At 67.8% G+C, this 15553-nt stretch carries 13 protein-coding genes; 6 read left to right on the top strand and 7 right to left on the bottom strand.

Going from position 1 to position 15553, the window contains the following annotated elements; genetic code table 11:
• Positions 1–69: 69 nt before the first annotated feature.
• From ACZK4H_RS19280 to ACZK4H_RS19295, 4 genes are all read left to right on the top strand, one after another.
• Positions 70–2547 (top strand): DNA topoisomerase I, encoded by a 2478-nt coding sequence (locus ACZK4H_RS19280; RefSeq protein WP_099554552.1) that lies wholly within the window; start codon positions 70–72, stop codon positions 2545–2547.
• 91 nt (positions 2548–2638) lie between these two features.
• Positions 2639–3229 carry an L-threonylcarbamoyladenylate synthase type 1 TsaC gene (gene tsaC / locus ACZK4H_RS19285; RefSeq protein WP_099554549.1) on the top strand — a complete coding sequence of 197 codons (591 nt, stop codon included), beginning with the start codon at positions 2639–2641 and terminating at the stop codon, positions 3227–3229.
• A 43-nt stretch (positions 3230–3272) separates the two neighbouring features.
• Positions 3273–3962, top strand: a complete 690-nt coding sequence (locus ACZK4H_RS19290; RefSeq protein ID WP_099554546.1) for a DUF4124 domain-containing protein — start codon at positions 3273–3275, stop codon at positions 3960–3962.
• A 35-nt stretch (positions 3963–3997) separates the two neighbouring features.
• Entirely contained in the window at positions 3998–4741 is a 744-nt protein-coding gene (locus tag ACZK4H_RS19295; RefSeq protein WP_099554543.1) for a hypothetical protein, read from the top strand.
• A gap of 93 nt (positions 4742–4834) precedes the next feature.
• Here the strand turns inward: ACZK4H_RS19295 and ACZK4H_RS19300 are convergent, their stop codons facing one another.
• Complete coding sequence (locus ACZK4H_RS19300; RefSeq protein ID WP_019660789.1) at positions 4835–5611, bottom strand: SDR family oxidoreductase; 777 nt, start codon at positions 5609–5611, stop codon at positions 4835–4837.
• A 112-nt stretch (positions 5612–5723) separates the two neighbouring features.
• Here ACZK4H_RS19300 and ACZK4H_RS19305 point away from each other — a divergent pair, with 112 nt between their 5' ends.
• Positions 5724–5936 (top strand): hypothetical protein, encoded by a 213-nt coding sequence (locus ACZK4H_RS19305; protein WP_099554540.1) that lies wholly within the window; start codon positions 5724–5726, stop codon positions 5934–5936.
• Positions 5937–6056: 120 nt separating this feature from the next.
• On the opposite strand, the gene sppA is transcribed toward ACZK4H_RS19305, so the two are convergent.
• The 4 genes from sppA to ACZK4H_RS19325 all read right to left on the bottom strand — a co-directional run bounded on the left by sppA (position 6057) and on the right by ACZK4H_RS19325 (position 11278).
• On the bottom strand, positions 6057–7979 hold the full coding sequence (gene sppA, locus ACZK4H_RS19310) for a signal peptide peptidase SppA (protein ID WP_099554537.1): 1923 nt from the start codon (positions 7977–7979) through the stop codon (positions 6057–6059).
• Between the two features lie 116 nt (positions 7980–8095).
• On the bottom strand, positions 8096–9460 hold the full coding sequence (locus ACZK4H_RS19315) for an MATE family efflux transporter (protein WP_099554534.1): 1365 nt from the start codon (positions 9458–9460) through the stop codon (positions 8096–8098).
• A 236-nt stretch (positions 9461–9696) separates the two neighbouring features.
• Positions 9697–10281: a DUF3106 domain-containing protein gene (locus tag ACZK4H_RS19320; RefSeq protein WP_099554532.1), complete on the bottom strand. Its 585-nt coding sequence runs from the start codon at positions 10279–10281 to the stop codon at positions 9697–9699.
• Positions 10274–11278, bottom strand: coding sequence for a hypothetical protein (locus ACZK4H_RS19325; RefSeq protein ID WP_099554529.1), 1005 nt, complete (start codon positions 11276–11278; stop codon positions 10274–10276). Before ACZK4H_RS19325 ends, ACZK4H_RS19320 begins: the two co-directional genes overlap by 8 nt.
• Before the next feature lie 413 nt (positions 11279–11691).
• Between ACZK4H_RS19325 and ACZK4H_RS19330 the strand changes: the two genes are divergently transcribed.
• Positions 11692–13869: a primosomal protein N' gene (locus ACZK4H_RS19330; protein WP_099554675.1), complete on the top strand. Its 2178-nt coding sequence runs from the start codon at positions 11692–11694 to the stop codon at positions 13867–13869.
• Between the two features lie 95 nt (positions 13870–13964).
• Here the strand turns inward: ACZK4H_RS19330 and ACZK4H_RS19335 are convergent, their stop codons facing one another.
• Both ACZK4H_RS19335 and ACZK4H_RS19340 read right to left on the bottom strand, forming a co-directional pair.
• The gene (locus tag ACZK4H_RS19335) at positions 13965–14585 is read right to left on the bottom strand and encodes a glutathione S-transferase family protein (RefSeq protein WP_099554526.1); all 621 of its coding nucleotides are present in this window, start codon (positions 14583–14585) and stop codon (positions 13965–13967) included.
• Between the two features lie 112 nt (positions 14586–14697).
• Positions 14698–15477 carry an NYN domain-containing protein gene (locus ACZK4H_RS19340; RefSeq protein ID WP_099554524.1) on the bottom strand — a complete coding sequence of 260 codons (780 nt, stop codon included), beginning with the start codon at positions 15475–15477 and terminating at the stop codon, positions 14698–14700.
• Positions 15478–15553: the final 76 nt, after the last annotated feature.

Here is a 15553-nt window from a genome sequence, read left to right on the forward strand (position 1 = left end):
CACTAATGCGGCCATTTGCTCCACCCTAGCGGCCCCTTCCCCACGGTTCGCCCCACAGACCCTGCTGCCATGCCCAAGCACCTGCTCATCGTCGAATCGCCGGCCAAGGCCAAGACGATCAACAAATACCTCGGCAAGGATTACACCGTCCTGGCCTCGTATGGGCATGTGCGTGACCTGATTCCGAAGGAAGGCGCGGTCGACCCGGACAACGGGTTCGCCATGCACTACGACGTGATCGACAAGAACGAGAAGCACGTCGATGCGATCGCCAAGGCCGCCAAGGGCGCCGACGACATCCTGCTGGCGACCGACCCGGATCGCGAGGGTGAGGCGATCAGCTGGCATATCGCCGAGATCCTGAAGGAACGCGGGCTGGTCAAGGACAAGCCGATGCAGCGCGTGGTGTTCACCGAGATCACCCCGCGCGCCATCAAGGAAGCCATCAGCCAGCCGCGCGCGATCGCCAGCGACCTGGTTGATGCCCAGCAGGCGCGCCGCGCGCTGGACTACCTGGTCGGCTTCAACCTGTCACCGGTGCTGTGGCGCAAGGTCCAGCGTGGCCTGTCCGCCGGCCGCGTGCAGAGCCCGGCGCTGCGCATGATCGTCGAGCGCGAGGAAGAGATCGAAGCCTTCATCGCCCGCGAATACTGGTCGATCGCCGCCGAGTGCGCGCACCCGTCGCAGCACTTCAACGCCAAGCTGATCAAGCTGGATGGGCAGAAGTTCGAGCAGTTCACCATCACCGATGGCGACACCGCTGAAGCGGCGCGCCTGCGCATCCAGCAGGCCGCGCAGGGTTCGCTGCACGTCACCGACGTGGCCAGCAAGGAACGCAAGCGCCGCCCGGCGCCGCCGTTCACCACCTCCACCCTGCAGCAGGAAGCCTCGCGCAAGCTGGGCTTCACCACTCGCAAGACCATGCAGGTCGCGCAGAAGCTGTATGAAGGCGTGGCGATTGGCGACGAAGGCACCGTCGGCCTGATCTCGTACATGCGTACCGACTCGGTGAACCTGTCGCAGGATGCGCTGGCCGAGATCCGCGATGTGATCGCCCGTGATTACGGCATCGCCTCGCTGCCGGACCAGCCCAACACCTACCAGACCAAGTCGAAGAACGCCCAGGAAGCGCACGAAGCGGTGCGCCCGACCTCGGCCCTGCGCACCCCGGCCCAGGTCGCACGCTTCCTCACCGACGACGAGCGCCGCCTGTACGAACTGATCTGGAAGCGTGCAGTGGCCTGCCAGATGATTCCGGCTACGCTCAACACGGTCAGCGTCGACCTGTCGGCCGGCAGCGAACACGTGTTCCGTGCCAGCGGCACCACCGTGGTCGTGCCCGGCTTCCTGGCCGTGTACGAGGAAGGCAAGGACAACAAGAGCGCCGAGGACGAAGACGAAGGCCGCAAGCTGCCGGCGATGAAGCCTGGCGACCGCGTGCCGCTGGAACGCATCCAGGCCGAACAGCATTTCACCCAGCCGCCGCCGCGCTACACCGAAGCGGCACTGGTGAAGGCCCTGGAAGAGTACGGCATCGGCCGTCCCTCGACCTACGCCTCGATCATCCAGACCCTGTTGTTCCGCAAGTACGTGGAAATGGAAGGTCGCAGCTTCCGCCCGTCCGACGTCGGCCGTGCGGTGTCCAAGTTCCTGTCCAGCCACTTCACCCGGTACGTGGATTACGACTTCACCGCCAAGCTTGAAGACGAGCTCGATGCCGTCTCGCGTGGCGAAGAAGAGTGGATCCCGCTGATGTCGCGCTTCTGGGAACCGTTCAAGGAACTGGTCGAAGACAAGAAGGAATCGGTCGATCGTGCCGAGGCCAGTGGCGCGCGCGAGCTGGGCACTGACCCCAAGACCGGCAAGCCGGTCAGCGTGCGGCTGGGCCGCTTCGGGCCGTATGCCGCCATCGGCAGCACCGCCGAGGATGCCGAGGAGAAGCCGAAGTTCGCTTCGCTGCGCCCCGGCCAGTCGATGCACACCATCTCCCTGGAAGACGCGCTGGAGCTGTTCCTGATGCCGCGCGCACTGGGTGAGGACAATGGCGAGCCGGTCAGCGTCGGCATCGGCCGCTTCGGCCCGTTCGCCAAGCGCGGCAGTACCTATGCTTCGCTGAAGAAGGAAGACGACCCGTACACCATCGACCTGGCCCGCGCCGTGTTCCTGATCGAAGAGAAGGAAGAGATCGCGCGCAACCGGATCATCAAGGAGTTCGAGGGCAGCGATATCCAGGTGCTGAACGGCCGCTTCGGCCCGTACATCAGCGACGGCAAGATGAACGGCAAGATCCCCAAGGATCGCGAGCCGGCATCGCTGACCCTGGCTGAAGTGCAGCAGCTGATGGAAGAAACCGGCAAGCCGGTACGAAAGGGCTTCGGCGCCAAGAAGGCTGCTGCGAAGAAGGCTCCGGCCAAGAAGGCGGCAGTGAAGAAGGAAGCCGCGCCGAAGAAGGCAGCGGCCAAGAAGGCGCCGGCGAAGAAGGCCGCCAAGAAGGCGGTGAAGAAAGCGGCGAAGAAAGTAGTGAAGAAGGCCGCAGCCAAGAAGTAGATCCACGCCATGCGTGGATGAGGATCGTGCCGGCCAGCGGCCGGCACTACCACCGGGTGCCACCACCCCATCTGCACGCGGCAGGGGGATAATGAAGCCCCACGCCGGGCCGGTCGCCGCCATGAAAGAACTCACCCTGGACTCTGCTGTCGCCACGCTCCGCGCGGGCGGCGTGATCGCCTACCCGACAGAAGCGGTCTGGGGCTTGGGCTGTGACCCTTCGCATGAGGCGGCAGTGCACATGGTGCTGCGCTTGAAACAGCGGCCGATCGAGAAGGGCATGATCCTCGTTGCCGCCGAACTGCCTCAGCTGGAAGGCTGGGTGCGCCTGCAGGCGCTGCCGGACGCACGCCAACGCGCGGTGCTGGCCAGCTGGCCCGGCGCCAACACCTGGATCCTGCCGGCCGGACCCCGTGCCCAGCCGTGGGTCACCGGGGAGCACAGCGGCATCGCCGTGCGCATCAGCGCCCACCCGCTGGTGGCCGAACTCTGCCGTGCCTGGGGAGGCCCGCTGGTCTCCACCAGCGCCAACCTGGCAGGCGAGCCGCCGGCGCGCAGCCGCGAAGAACTGGATCCACGCCTGCTGCGCCTGCTCGACGGCATCCTGGATGGCCAAACCGGCGGCCTGGCCCAGCCCACCCCGATCCGCGACGCGCTGAGCGGCAACGTGCTGCGCTCCTGAGCGACCGATTGCGCTGCCCAGCACAATCGCGCACCCTGCCGTCATGAACCTGCTGCGCACCGCCTTGGGCCTGTGCCTGCTGCTGCCATCGACGGCACCGGCGGCCGAAGACGTGCGGGTCTACCGCTGCGTCGCCAGCAACGGCGCGGTGACCCTGCAGGACACACCCTGCAACAGCGGTCGCCAGGAAGTCCGCGACCTGCAACGCCCGCGCGATCCAGCGCCGCGGGTGGCACGCAGCGATGCGACGCCCGCGCCACCGGACCACGCTCCGGTGATGCGTGACCGCGAGGTCCGCCACGTCTACATCCAACCGCCGCAGCCGCTGTACGAATGCGTGCGCGACGACGGCCAGCGCTATACCAGCGACAGCAACGAGGGCAATCCGCGTTGGGTGCCGTTGTGGACCAGCGTCTGGCTGCCACACGGGCATCGGGGCCCGGCCTACCCGGGTCCGCGCCCGGCCATCGGCACACCGATCGGTTCGCCCGTGAGCGAGGGTGCAGGTTACCGGCCGCCCGCAGTCGGCGTAGGCGTGCAGGTCCCGGCCGGCAGCGTGCTGGTGCGCGACAGCTGCCACGCGCTGCCACCACAGGAGGTCTGCGCGCGCCTGCGCGACCGCCGCTGGGAACTGGACCGTCGCTACAACAGCGCACTGCAGAGCGAGCGCACCGCCATCAGCAACGAACAGCGTGGCATCGACGCGCGCCTGTCACGCGACTGCCAGCGCTGAGCGCAGCCCCGCATCGCAGCCTGTACGCTGTGTGCATGAACAGACTGATCTGGTTGGCCCTGGCGTTGTTGCCCGGCACGGCACTGGCCGAAGCGGGCGTGGTGTACCGCTGCACGTCCAGCAACAGCGACATACCGACCCTGCAGCGTACGCCCTGCCCGTCCGGCAGCAAGCAACAGGTGCTGCGCGTGCCCGAGCCGGCCAGCGCTCAGCCGGCGGTGGTCGCGCCGCCCCCGGCGCCAGCACCTGCTGTCACCGAGACGCCCGCCGCAGTGCCGACCAGGTCCGCTGCAGTGCCTGCGGCCGCAGCGGCACCAAGGCGCGCGGACGAAGGGCGCACCATCATGGAAGCGGGAATGGTTGAACGCGAAGGTGGCAACCAGATTCTCGACAGTGCGACCCTGCGCCGTGATGCCGACACCCGTGCCGAAGCAGCCAACGGACCACCGAAGCCACCACTTCCCCCGATCTTCCAGTGCACCGACGGACAGGGCGGTGGCTATCTGTACGAGTACGAGGCATCACCCGGTCGCTGCGAACCGATGGCGGTACAGGGCCTGGGCGGGGTCACACCAATGAATGCCGCAGGTTGTGAAGTCGTGCGCGACCGATGCGAGGAGCTGCCCGAGGTACAGCGCTGCGGCAGTTGGCAGCAGCGCTTCCGCGATGCACGCGGCCGCGAACGATTCGCCACGCCGGAGAACCGCGACGCCGCACGAGGCGAGCGGGAACGGCTGCAGGGTGTACTGGAGGCCAGCAACTGCCCGGTACCGGGGTGACGGCCACGCGGTAGTGCCGGCCGCTGGCCGGCAACTGCAATCATCTGAAGATCCTGCGGTTGCCGGCCAGCGGCCGGCACTACCACCTCATGATCAGAACCCGTAGCGCAGGAAGCCACCATCCACCGCGATGCACTCGCCGGTGACATAGCTGGCTGCCGGCAGGCACAGGAAGCCTACCGCGGCAGCCACTTCCTCCGGCTCGCCAATGCGGCGCATCGGCGTGCGGTTGATCACCTCCTCGTAGTAATCCGGGTCCGACAACGGACCGGAGGTCCGCCGCGTGCGGATGTACCACGGCGCCACGGCATTGACCCGGATGCCATCCTCGGCCCACTCGACGGCCAGATTGCGGGTCATCTGGTGCATCGCGGCCTTGGTCATGCCGTAGACCACGCCGCTGCGCACATGGGTCAGGCCGGACACGCTGCCGACGTTGACGATGGATGACGATGCGTGGCGTGCCAGCAGCGGGTGCGCGTAGCGCGACAGCTCGAACGCCGAGAACAGGTTGGTCTCGAAGATCTTCCGCCATTCATCCTCGGAGTATTCCGTGGCCGCCTTGGTGACATTGCCTCCTGCGTTGTTGACCAGGATGTGCAGGCCATCACTGTGGTCTTCCACCCAGTCCAGGATCTGCCGGCGGTCCTCGTCGTCGGAGACATCGGCGGCCAGCGCGTGCACCTGCATCTGCGGATATACGTCCAGCAGCTCGTCGCGCGCGGTCTCCAGCATGTCGATATCGCGCCCGACGATCATCAGGTCGGCGCCGAAGCCGGCCAGTTCGTGCGCGATGGCCAGGCCGATACCGGCGCTGGCACCGGTGATCAGGGCGGTCTGCCCGTCCAGGCGCCACCGTTGCTGGGTCATGTGTCCTCCCGGGGCCGCGCCCGCTGCATTTCGATGCGGCAAGGATACGCGCTCACGGCGGCCCTCTGCCGAGGATGCGACACTGCACGTACGCCCACCGCGGAGAGCCGCCATGCGCATCCTGATCCTGTCCTCGTCCCTGCTGGCCAGCGTGCTGCTGGTGGCCTGCCAGCGGCCGCCGACGCCGAACCCGGAGAAGCCACCGGTGCCCAAAGCGATGTCGCGTGCAATGCAGGAGCCCCTGGACCGTGCGAAGGACGCACGGAAGGCCGTGGAAGAGGCCGCCGCACGCGAACGCAAGGCCGAGGCCGACGCGACGCAATGATGGGTGGCCTGTGGGGTCAGAGCCCTTTGCCATGCAAAGGGGTCCGACCCCATGAACGAAAACGCCCGGCCGAAGCCGGGCGTTTCCAGTAGATCCACGCCGTGCGTGGATGCTTTCCGATCAGAACCCGCAGAAGCAGTACGCCAGCGCCTTCACCGGCGCGCCATTACCCTTCTCGCGGGCCGCGTTCTCGACAAAGCGCAGCTGCGTATCCACCTCCGGCATCGCGCGGGCCAGCATCATCCGCGCCATGCCCGAGTCGGACAGCATCCAGGCGCCGGCGCGGCTGCCGGCGAAACCGCTGACGAACTGCGCGAACGGCGTCGCCGCCTTCTCGATGTAGCGCACGCGGTAGGCATCAGCCTTGCCCAGCTTGGCACGGCTGGCGGCATCGGCCACGGCGTCCTTCAGGCCACCGAAGGCATCGACCAGGCCACGTTCCTTGGCCTGCGCACCGCTCCACACGCGGCCACGGGCCACTTCATCGACCGCCTCGACCGGCTTCTTGCGGGCATCGGCGACGCGACCGGTGAAGTCGGCATAGCCCTTGTTGATCACCGTCTGGATGACCTGGCCCACGGCCGGGTCCATCGGGCGGGTGACGTCGAAGGCACCGGCGAAGCGGGTGGTGCCCACGCCGTCGGTATGCACGCCGATCTTGTCCAGCGCACGGCTGAAGTTCGGGACCATGCCGAAGATGCCGATCGAACCGGTGATGGTCGACGGATCGGCGTAGATGCGATCGGCGTTCATGCTGATCCAGTAGCCACCGGAGGCGGCCAGGTCACCCATCGACACCACCACCGGCTTGCCGGCGGCCTGCAGCGCCACCACTTCGCGGCGGATCTGCTCGGAGGCGAACACTTCACCGCCCGGCGAATCCACGCGCAGCACCACGGCCTTCACGTTCTCGTCGTCACGCGCGGCACGCAGCAGCGCCGAGGTCGACTCGCCGCCGATGCGGCCGGCTGGCAGGTCACCACCGCTGATCTCGCCTTCGGCCACCACCACCGCCACCTGCGGACGCGAGTCCACCGGGTTGCGGCGCGCATCGAGCAGGGCCAGGTAACGACCGAAGTCGACGTTGCGGAAACCGCCGTCGGCATCGTCGTCGGCCACGCCGCGCTCGATCATCAGATCCTCGAACTCCTCGCGGGTCTTCAGCGCGGTCACCAGCTTCTGCTGCAGGGCGAACTTGGCCAGGTCGCCACCGGCGGCGGCGATGCCTTCCGGCAGCGTGTCGATGCCGGCGGCCAGCTGTGCCGGATCCAGGCGACGGGCCTTGGCGATGTCGGCCAGGTAGCGCTGCCACACATCGTTCATCCAGAACAGGTCGGCTTCCTTGGAGGCCGGCGACGCCGCATCTAGCACGTACGGCTCGGCGGCGGACTTGTACTCGCCCACCTTGAACAGGTGCACGTCCACGCCCAGCTTGTCCTGCAGGCCGGTGCGGAAGTACTGGCGGTAGCGGCCGAGGCCTTCGAGCACGACCGAACCCATCGGGTCCAGGTAGACCTCGTCGGCCTGTGCGGCCAGCAGGTACTGCGACTGGCCCATGCTCTCGCTGTAGGCCACCAGCTGCTTGCCGGACGCGCGCAGGTCCTGCAGCGCGGCGGCGACTTCACGCAGCGAGGCGAAGCCCGACGGCTGCAGCTTGTCCAGTTCCAGCACCACGCGCTCGATCTTCTTGTCTTCCTTGGCCGACTCGATCACCCGCAGCAGGTCGCGCAGCTGGATCTCTTCGGCGCCGTTGTCGCCCACCGCCTTGGCCAGCGCGCGGCTGACCGGATCAGCGCTGAACTGCTCGACCAGGCGGCCTTCCGGCGCGATCACCAGGGTGGTGCGGTCCTGCAGCGACTTGCTGGCACCGGCGCCCATGCCGGCGGCGATGACGAACATCACCAGCAGCAGGAACAGCAGGCCGAAGAACACCAGGTTGAGGATCAACCGGCGGGTGAAGTTCATGACGTCCCACAGCCCGATGAAGAAACTGGCGACGGGGTTGCGACGCGCCGGGGGCAGCGGGGGCACGGGTTGATTCATGGAACGCTCCGGATGGCTTCTTGCCGTGGTACCAGCATAGCCGGTGCCGCGTGATGCGGCATCGGACACAAGTCAGGGGATCGCCCGCCACGGGTCATCGCGGCGGGTGGGGCGGATCAGGACAGTACGGACTGGCCGATGCGCAGGCTGCTGCGGCGCAGGCGCCAGCCCATCAGGATGGCGGCGGCGGTCAGGCCAACGATCAGGCCGATCCACATGCCCTGCGGGCCCATGCCCAGGCCCAGGCCGAGCCCGGCGCCGAGCGGCATGCCCAGGCCCCAGTACGCGAACATGGCGATGAACATCGGCACGCGGGTGTCCTTCAGGCCGCGCAGTGCGCCGGCCGACAGTACCTGGATGCCATCCGGGAACTGGAAGGTGGCCGCGTACAGCAGCAGCGTCGAGGCCAGGCCGGCCACCGCCAGGTCGTTGGTGTAGACACCGACGATGGCATCGTGGCCGAACAGCAGTACTGCCGCCGACAACGTCTGCGTGCCCATGATGATCGCGTAGCCGGCCCAGGCCGCACGCCGTACGCCGAAGCCATCGCCACGGCCGACCGCATGGCCGACGCGCACGGTGGTGGCCTCGGCCACGCCCATCGGAATCATGAAGCACAGCTGCGCGACATTGATCGCGATCTGGTGCGCGGCCGCTTCATTGGCACCGAGGCGGCCGATCAGCAGCGCGGTGACGATGAACAGGCCGCCCTCCATCAGCACGGTGATGCCGATCGGCAGGCCGGTGCGCAGCAGATCCCAGATCGCCGACCAGCGCGGTCCTTCGAAGTGCGAGAACAGCTGCAGGTGGGCGAAGCGCTTGGTGAACCACAGGTAGGTGGCGAAGGCGATCGCCTGCAGCCACATCATCACCGCCGAGGCGATGCCCAGGCCCTCGGCACCCATTTCCGGGAAGCCCAGCTTGCCGTTGGCCAGCACGTAGCCCATCGGCGCCAGCACCAGCAGGCCGCCGAAGCCGAGCAGCATGGTCGGCAGCGTCCAATGCATGCCTTCACTGAGGTAGCGCATGCAGAAGTACAGGGTCAGCGCCGGGCCACCCCAGCGCACCGCATGCAGGAACGCGGTGGCACCCGGCACGATGTCCGGCGCGATGCCGAAGGCCGGCAGCAGCGGCGGCACCACCGTGAGGAAGGTGAACATGATCAGGCCCAGGCCCAATGCCAGCCACAGTGCCTGGCGGAACAGCGGGCCGATCTCGCGCTCGCGGCCGGCGCCATGCAGCTGCGACACCGAGGCGGTAAGCGAGATCAGGGTACCGATCGGGATCAGCATCGGCAGCCACAGCAGCGCCGTGCCGATGGTCACCGCGGCCAGGGTCGCGGTGGCATGGTGGCCGGCAATCACGTTGTCAACGAAGGAGATCAGACCGGTGGACACATGCCCGAGCACAAGCGGCAGGGCGAGCAGACCGGTGGCGCCGACTTCCTTGCTGAAGCGCGGCGTGGAGGTTGCAGTAGACATAAGGTGCTTGACGCGAACTACGGTTGCGCGCGAAGGGCACAGGCACCGGGTTGCGGGCGGTCATCTTACGCGCGCAGCGCGCGCATTCCCATGACATGGCGTGAATGCTGGGTTCCGGCAGGCCCCGGCATCACGCGTTGCGATCGCGTTACGAACAGAAAAAGGGGACGGAGGGGATTAAGTCGTTTCAAGCCCGACTGTGCCGAACACGACTTAATCCCCTCCGTCCCCTTTGTTTACTGGCCGGCCTGGCGCTTGAGCCAGGTGTCGCGCTCGGCGGCGGGCACGGCGAGGAACGCACCACGCACCTTGTCGCGTTCCTGCGGTGGCGTGCGCTGCGCGACCAGGGTCAGCTGGGCCAGCTGCGCCGGGCTGAGCTGGCGCAGCACGGCCAGCGCGGCTTCGCGCTGTTCCGGTGGCACGAAGCCGAACAGGCCGTGCAGCTTGGGGAACTCCAGTCCCAGCTGCGGGCCCAGCCGCCAGCCTTCACGGAACGCCTGGTCCTGCGCCTGGAACTGCTGGCGCAGACGCTGCTGCTGGTCCGCCGGCAGCGCGTTGAACCGCGCCGCAGCCTGCCGGATGCGCTCCCGCTCGCTCTCCGGCAGGGCGCGCCAGGCTGCGTAGTCGGCACGGCGCTGACGCTGCTGCGGAGCATCGAGCTCGGCAAACGATGCGGGCGCAGCAGGTGCGGCGGCCGGGGCTGGCGCGGCAGATGACGTGGCCGGCACCGCCGGCGGCAACGGCACGTTCAAGGTCTGCGGCGCGGCGGACAGCGACAACGGCAGGGCCAGCAGCAGGCTGGCGAACAGGGTCTTATTCATCGGCGGCAGCCGTTTCCAGCGTAGCGCTGGCTGGCTCCGGCCGGCTCGGCCTTGATTGCGATTCATCCACCGGCAACGGGCCGCCGGCGGCGGTCCAGGCATACAGATCGGCATCGGCCACCAGCGGATAGTCGCGGTCGGCCAGCATCGTGGCGTCGTCGGAGGCCTGGGCCGGGGCCGCATCCGGCGTGGCGTTGACCTTGCTCGGCGGAAGAGCTTCCACCGTGACCGGGCCGGCTTCACCCACGACACCTTCCGGCAGTGGAGCATCGCTACCGGATGAATGCCCTTGCCAGTAGCGCCAGCCCAGCGCCGCGGCCAACAGCACCGCCACCGTCACCAGCAGGATCACTGGACCGCGCCAGCGCGGCCTGGCGTTGGGGCGCCGCCGCTTGCCGTGGGCGGCTGCACGATCATCGCGCTGCGGTGCGCGCCAACTGGTCGAGGGAGCTTCATTGCTGGCCGCTGGTGCAGCCGGCTGCTGCAGCTGCTGCAGACGCTTGGCCGGCAGGTCGCGGATGCGCAGTTGCACCTGTTCGGCCAGCTGGCGCCAGGCCGACGCATCGGGCTGGCCGTGTGCATCGCGGGGGCAGGCATCAGCCAGCAGGTGCTGGTAGCCCGCTTCGTCCTGGTCGAGCACGCGCATGGCGATGCCCTCGTCCAGACTGCCGCCCACCCGCAGCAGGAGTGCCAAGCGCGGCAGCGGCCCCATCTCGCCCAGCGCAGCCAACGGCGGCAGCCACTGGCCGCCCACCGGCTCGCGCAACGCCTGGCGCTGGCCCAGCAGGGTCCAGAAGCGGGTCGGCCACTGCGCCATCGGCAGGTCGCTGGCGACTGCGGCAAAGGCGCGCATCACCGCCACCAGGGTCTGCTCGGCACGCGCGGCATCGCCGCACTGCAGCTCAGCCACCACCAGGGCGCGGCGCTCGACGCCGCGCAGGAACGCCGACAGCGCGCCGGCCGCGGTCGAGGAAACAGGGGCGGGCACAGCCGTCATCGGTCACTCCAAAGGTCTGCCGGCATGATAGCGGCAGCCCATCGGCACCCGTAGGACTTGCGCGTAAAGGCACTTCGTGCTGCAGGTTGTGCACAGCACCACGCCCGCCTCGGGGAAAACTGCGGCATCCAGCTGAATTCACTCTGTTTCAGCAATGTTTCACACTCAAGCTGTTGATTTTGAATGACTTTGAAGTGTGGCGATTTTTTGACCAACCCAAGCGTGAGCTCGTCGCCATCGGCTTCCTGCGTTCCCGTCGACCGGTAACGCACAACGTTATCCACAGAACATGTGGATAAGACTGAATCTCCAATGGACACCGATATTTAGGTGACATTTATGATTCAACGGGGGCTCCCCGGCCGCCTCTGCCCCCTGCCATTCGCGCGCGCATGGCCCGTTACACTGGCCCGATGCTTTCACCCATTCCGACCCTGCAGGTCGCCCTGCCCGTCCCGCTGCCACGCCTGTTCGACTACCTGTCGCCGGAGGGCGATGGCCCCACGGTCGCGGTCGGCTGTCGCCTCAAGGTGCCGTTCGGCAACCGCGAACTGGTCGGCGTGGTGGTCGGCCACGGCCAGACCGATGACGGCCAGGGACTGCGCCAGGCCCTGGCCTGGTGCGACCCGCAACCGCTGCTGCAGGGCGAGCTCTGGCAGAGCCTGCAGTGGCTGGCGCGCTACACCCATGCACCACTGGGCGAGGTGCTGAGCACCGCCCTGCCGGGCCCGCTGCGCCATGGCGACACCCTGCCCGACACCCATCACTGGGGGTGGCAGCTGACCGCCGAAGGCCGCGCCCAGCGCGAAAAACTGCGCGCCGGCAGCCGTCCCCGGCAGCTGGCCGAGTTGCTGGCCGACGCCATCGTCGATGAAGACGTGCTGGGCGAACGCATGGACGACTGGCGCACCGCCGCGCGCAGCCTCGCCAAGCGGGAACTGGCCGAGCGCGTGGCGCTGAGCGTGGCGCCGCAGCACGCGCAGCCGCTGCCCGGCCCCACCCTCAATCCGGACCAGGCCGAGGCCGTGGCGTCGATCAACGCCGCCGAAGGTTTCCAGCCGTTCCTGCTGGATGGCGTAACTGGCAGCGGCAAGACCGAGGTCTACCTGCAGGCCATCATCCACTGCCTGGCGCAAGGCAAGCAGGCGCTGGTGCTGGTGCCGGAAATCGGCCTGACCCCGCAGACCCTGGCACGCTTCCGCGGCCGCCTCGGCATCGCCGTGCATGCACTGCATTCGGGATTGAACGACAACGAGCGCGCGCGCGTCTGGGCAGCGGCCTCCCGCGGCGAAGCGCGGGTCATCGTCGGCACCCGCTCAGCGGTGTTCACGCCGTTGCCGCAGGCCGGCCTGCTGATCGTCGACGAGGAACATGACGGCAGCTACAAGCAGCAGGACGGCATCCGCTACCACGCCCGCGATTTCGCCCTGGTGCGGGCCAAGGCGCTGGGCATCCCGGTGCTGCTGGGCAGCGCTACGCCTTCATTGGAAACACTGCACAACGCCTATGCCGGGCGCTACACCCACCTGCGCCTGAAGCAGCGCGCCGGTGATGCGCGGCCACCGCGCGTGCGCATCCTTGATGTGCGCAAGCGGCCATTGCATGACGGCCTCTCGGCCGATGTGCTGGCCGGCATCGGCGAACACCTGCAGCGTGGCCAGCAGGTGCTGGTGTTCAAGAACCGCCGTGGCTACGCGCCGGTGCTGCTGTGCCACGACTGCGGCTGGACCGCACCGTGCAACCGCTGCGATGCACCCATGACCGTGCACGGCGGCGGCCGTCGCCTGCAGTGCCATCACTGCGGCGCGCGGCAACCGGCGCCGCTGGCATGCCCGGCCTGCGGCAGCCTGGCGCTGCAACCGCAGGGCATCGGTACCGAACGCCTGGAAGAGCATCTCACCGCCGCCTTCGCCGATTTCCCGGTGGTGCGCATCGACCGCGGCACCACGTCGCGACGTGACGCGCTGGAACAGCAACTGGCGAAACTGGGCGACCAACCCGGCATCCTGGTCGGCACGCAGATCCTGGCCAAGGGCCACGACCTGCCGAAGCTGACCCTGGTGGTGGTGGTCGGCATCGACGAGGGCCTGTTCTCGGCTGACTTCCGCGCCAGCGAGAAGCTGGCGCAGCAGCTGATCCAGGTGGCGGGCCGTGCGGGCCGCGCACGTGATCCCGGCGAGGTCTGGCTGCAGACCCATCACCCGGGGCACCCACTGCTGGAAACCCTGGTGAGCGGCGGCTACCACCCGTTCGCGCAGGCCGAACTGAACCAGCGCCAGGCTGCCGGATTCCCCCCCTTCGCACACCTGGCGCTGATGCGCGCCGAAGCGCAGCAGGTAGAGCATGCCAACGCGTTCCTGCTGGCGGCGCGGCAACTGCTGGGCGAACAGAATGTGGTCGAAGCCTATGGGCCGATGCCGGCGCCGATGCCGCGGCGCGCCGGTTACCAACGCACCCAGCTGCTGCTGTCTGCCGTGCAGCGGCCACCACTGCATGGGGTGCTTTCGCAGCTGGTTCCGCAGCTGTATGCGCTGCCGGAAGCACGCAAGGTGCGCTGGTCGCTGGATGTGGATCCGACGGATCTGTACTGAGGGGTCAGAGCCCACCCGTCGGGTGGGATCCGACCCTTTGGCTATCGGGGTCGGATCCCTTTTGCAGAAAAGGGCTCTGACCCCGAACACTTTCGCTACGTCAGAGGCGACATCACGCCGCGCTGGTAGGCGGGGCGCTCGCGAAGGCGGGCGTACCATTCAGCCAGGTGCGGCAGCTCCGGGCGCTGGATCGGCAGTTCGAACCACGCGTAGATCTGCGAGCCCAGCGGGATGTCGCCCATCGCGAACGTATCGCCCGACAGCCACGGCTGCCTGGCCAGGGTTGCATCAGCCATCGCAAGGTAGTCCCCGGCACGCACGATGGCGGCATTGATCCGCGATTCGTCGCGGTCGGCTGGCGCGGTGCGCATGATGCCCCAGACCAGGTCGCTGTACAGCGGCGCCATCCGCGAGGTGCTCCAGTCCATCCACTTCTCGGCCTGGGCGCGTTCCATCGGGTCTTCAGCGTACAGCGTGCCCAGCGCATAGCGCGCGCTCAGGTAGCGCACGATGGCATTGGACTCCCACAACGGCAGGCCGTGGTCTTCGATCACCGGCACCAGGCTGTTGGGATTCATCGCCTGGTATTCCGGCGTCTGCGTGCCGCCGTGGCTGCCACCGACTTCGATGGACTCGTACGGCAGGCCGATCTCCTCGGCACACCACAACACCTTGCGGACGTTGCTGGAATTGCGACGGCCCCAGATCTTCAACATGCGGGTTTTCCTTGCTGGCAATGCGAGCGGCAACGATACGCCTGATCAGGTGGGGTGTGTGCGTGCCGGATGCTGGATCTGGCACCCGGGCACTGCCGGCCAGCGGCCGGCACTACCGGTTCTTTTTTGGCAGCGCGCGCACGTAGGAGGACTTGCCATCCTTCTTCAGCTCGAACAGGCCGATCGCTGCCAGCAGATCGCTGAGTTTGCCGTAGCCGTAGTTGCGCGGGTCGAACGACGCCTGGTTGCCGATCTGGCTGCCGACCGGGCCGAGGTGCGACCAGCCATCCTCGCCCTCGGCCGCGGACACCGCGCGGCGCAGCATCTTCACCAGCCGCGTGTCGCTGCGCATTTCCGCACCGCTCTTGCGCGGGCGCGCATCGTCGTTGGCCACCGGCTCGCTCGATGCCTGTTCGCTCGATGCCTGTTCGGTATCCGGCACGCTGGCATGGGTCTGGCCCAGCGCTTCCAGGTAGGTGAATTTCGAGCACGCATTGACGAAGGGTTCCGGCGTCTTCTTCTCGCCGAAGCCATAGACCTTCACGCCATCGGTCAGCAGGCGCATCACCATCGGGGTGAAGTCGGCATCGCTGGACACGATGGCGAAACCATCGAGGTTGCGCGCGTACAGCAGGTCCATGGCATCGATCACCATCGCCATGTCCGAGGCATTCTTGCCCTTGCTGTAGGCGAACTGCTGGATCGGGCGGATCGCATATTCGTGCAGCACCGCTTCCCAGCCTTTCAACCGCGGGCTTTTCCAGTTGCCATAGGCGCGGCGCACGTTGGCCACGCCGTAGCGGGCGACTTCGGCCAGGACCTCGTCGATCTTCGAGGCCGGCGCGTTGTCGGCGTCGATCAACAGGGCGATGCGCTTTTCCGGTTCGCTCATGGACTCCTCGCGGGCGGTTGCCTGAACCCGAGTATCGCCGATCCACGCGGGCGCTGACGTGACAGGCGGTCGCCGT

Source organism: Stenotrophomonas sp. 78350_Sma (assembly GCF_056482105.1).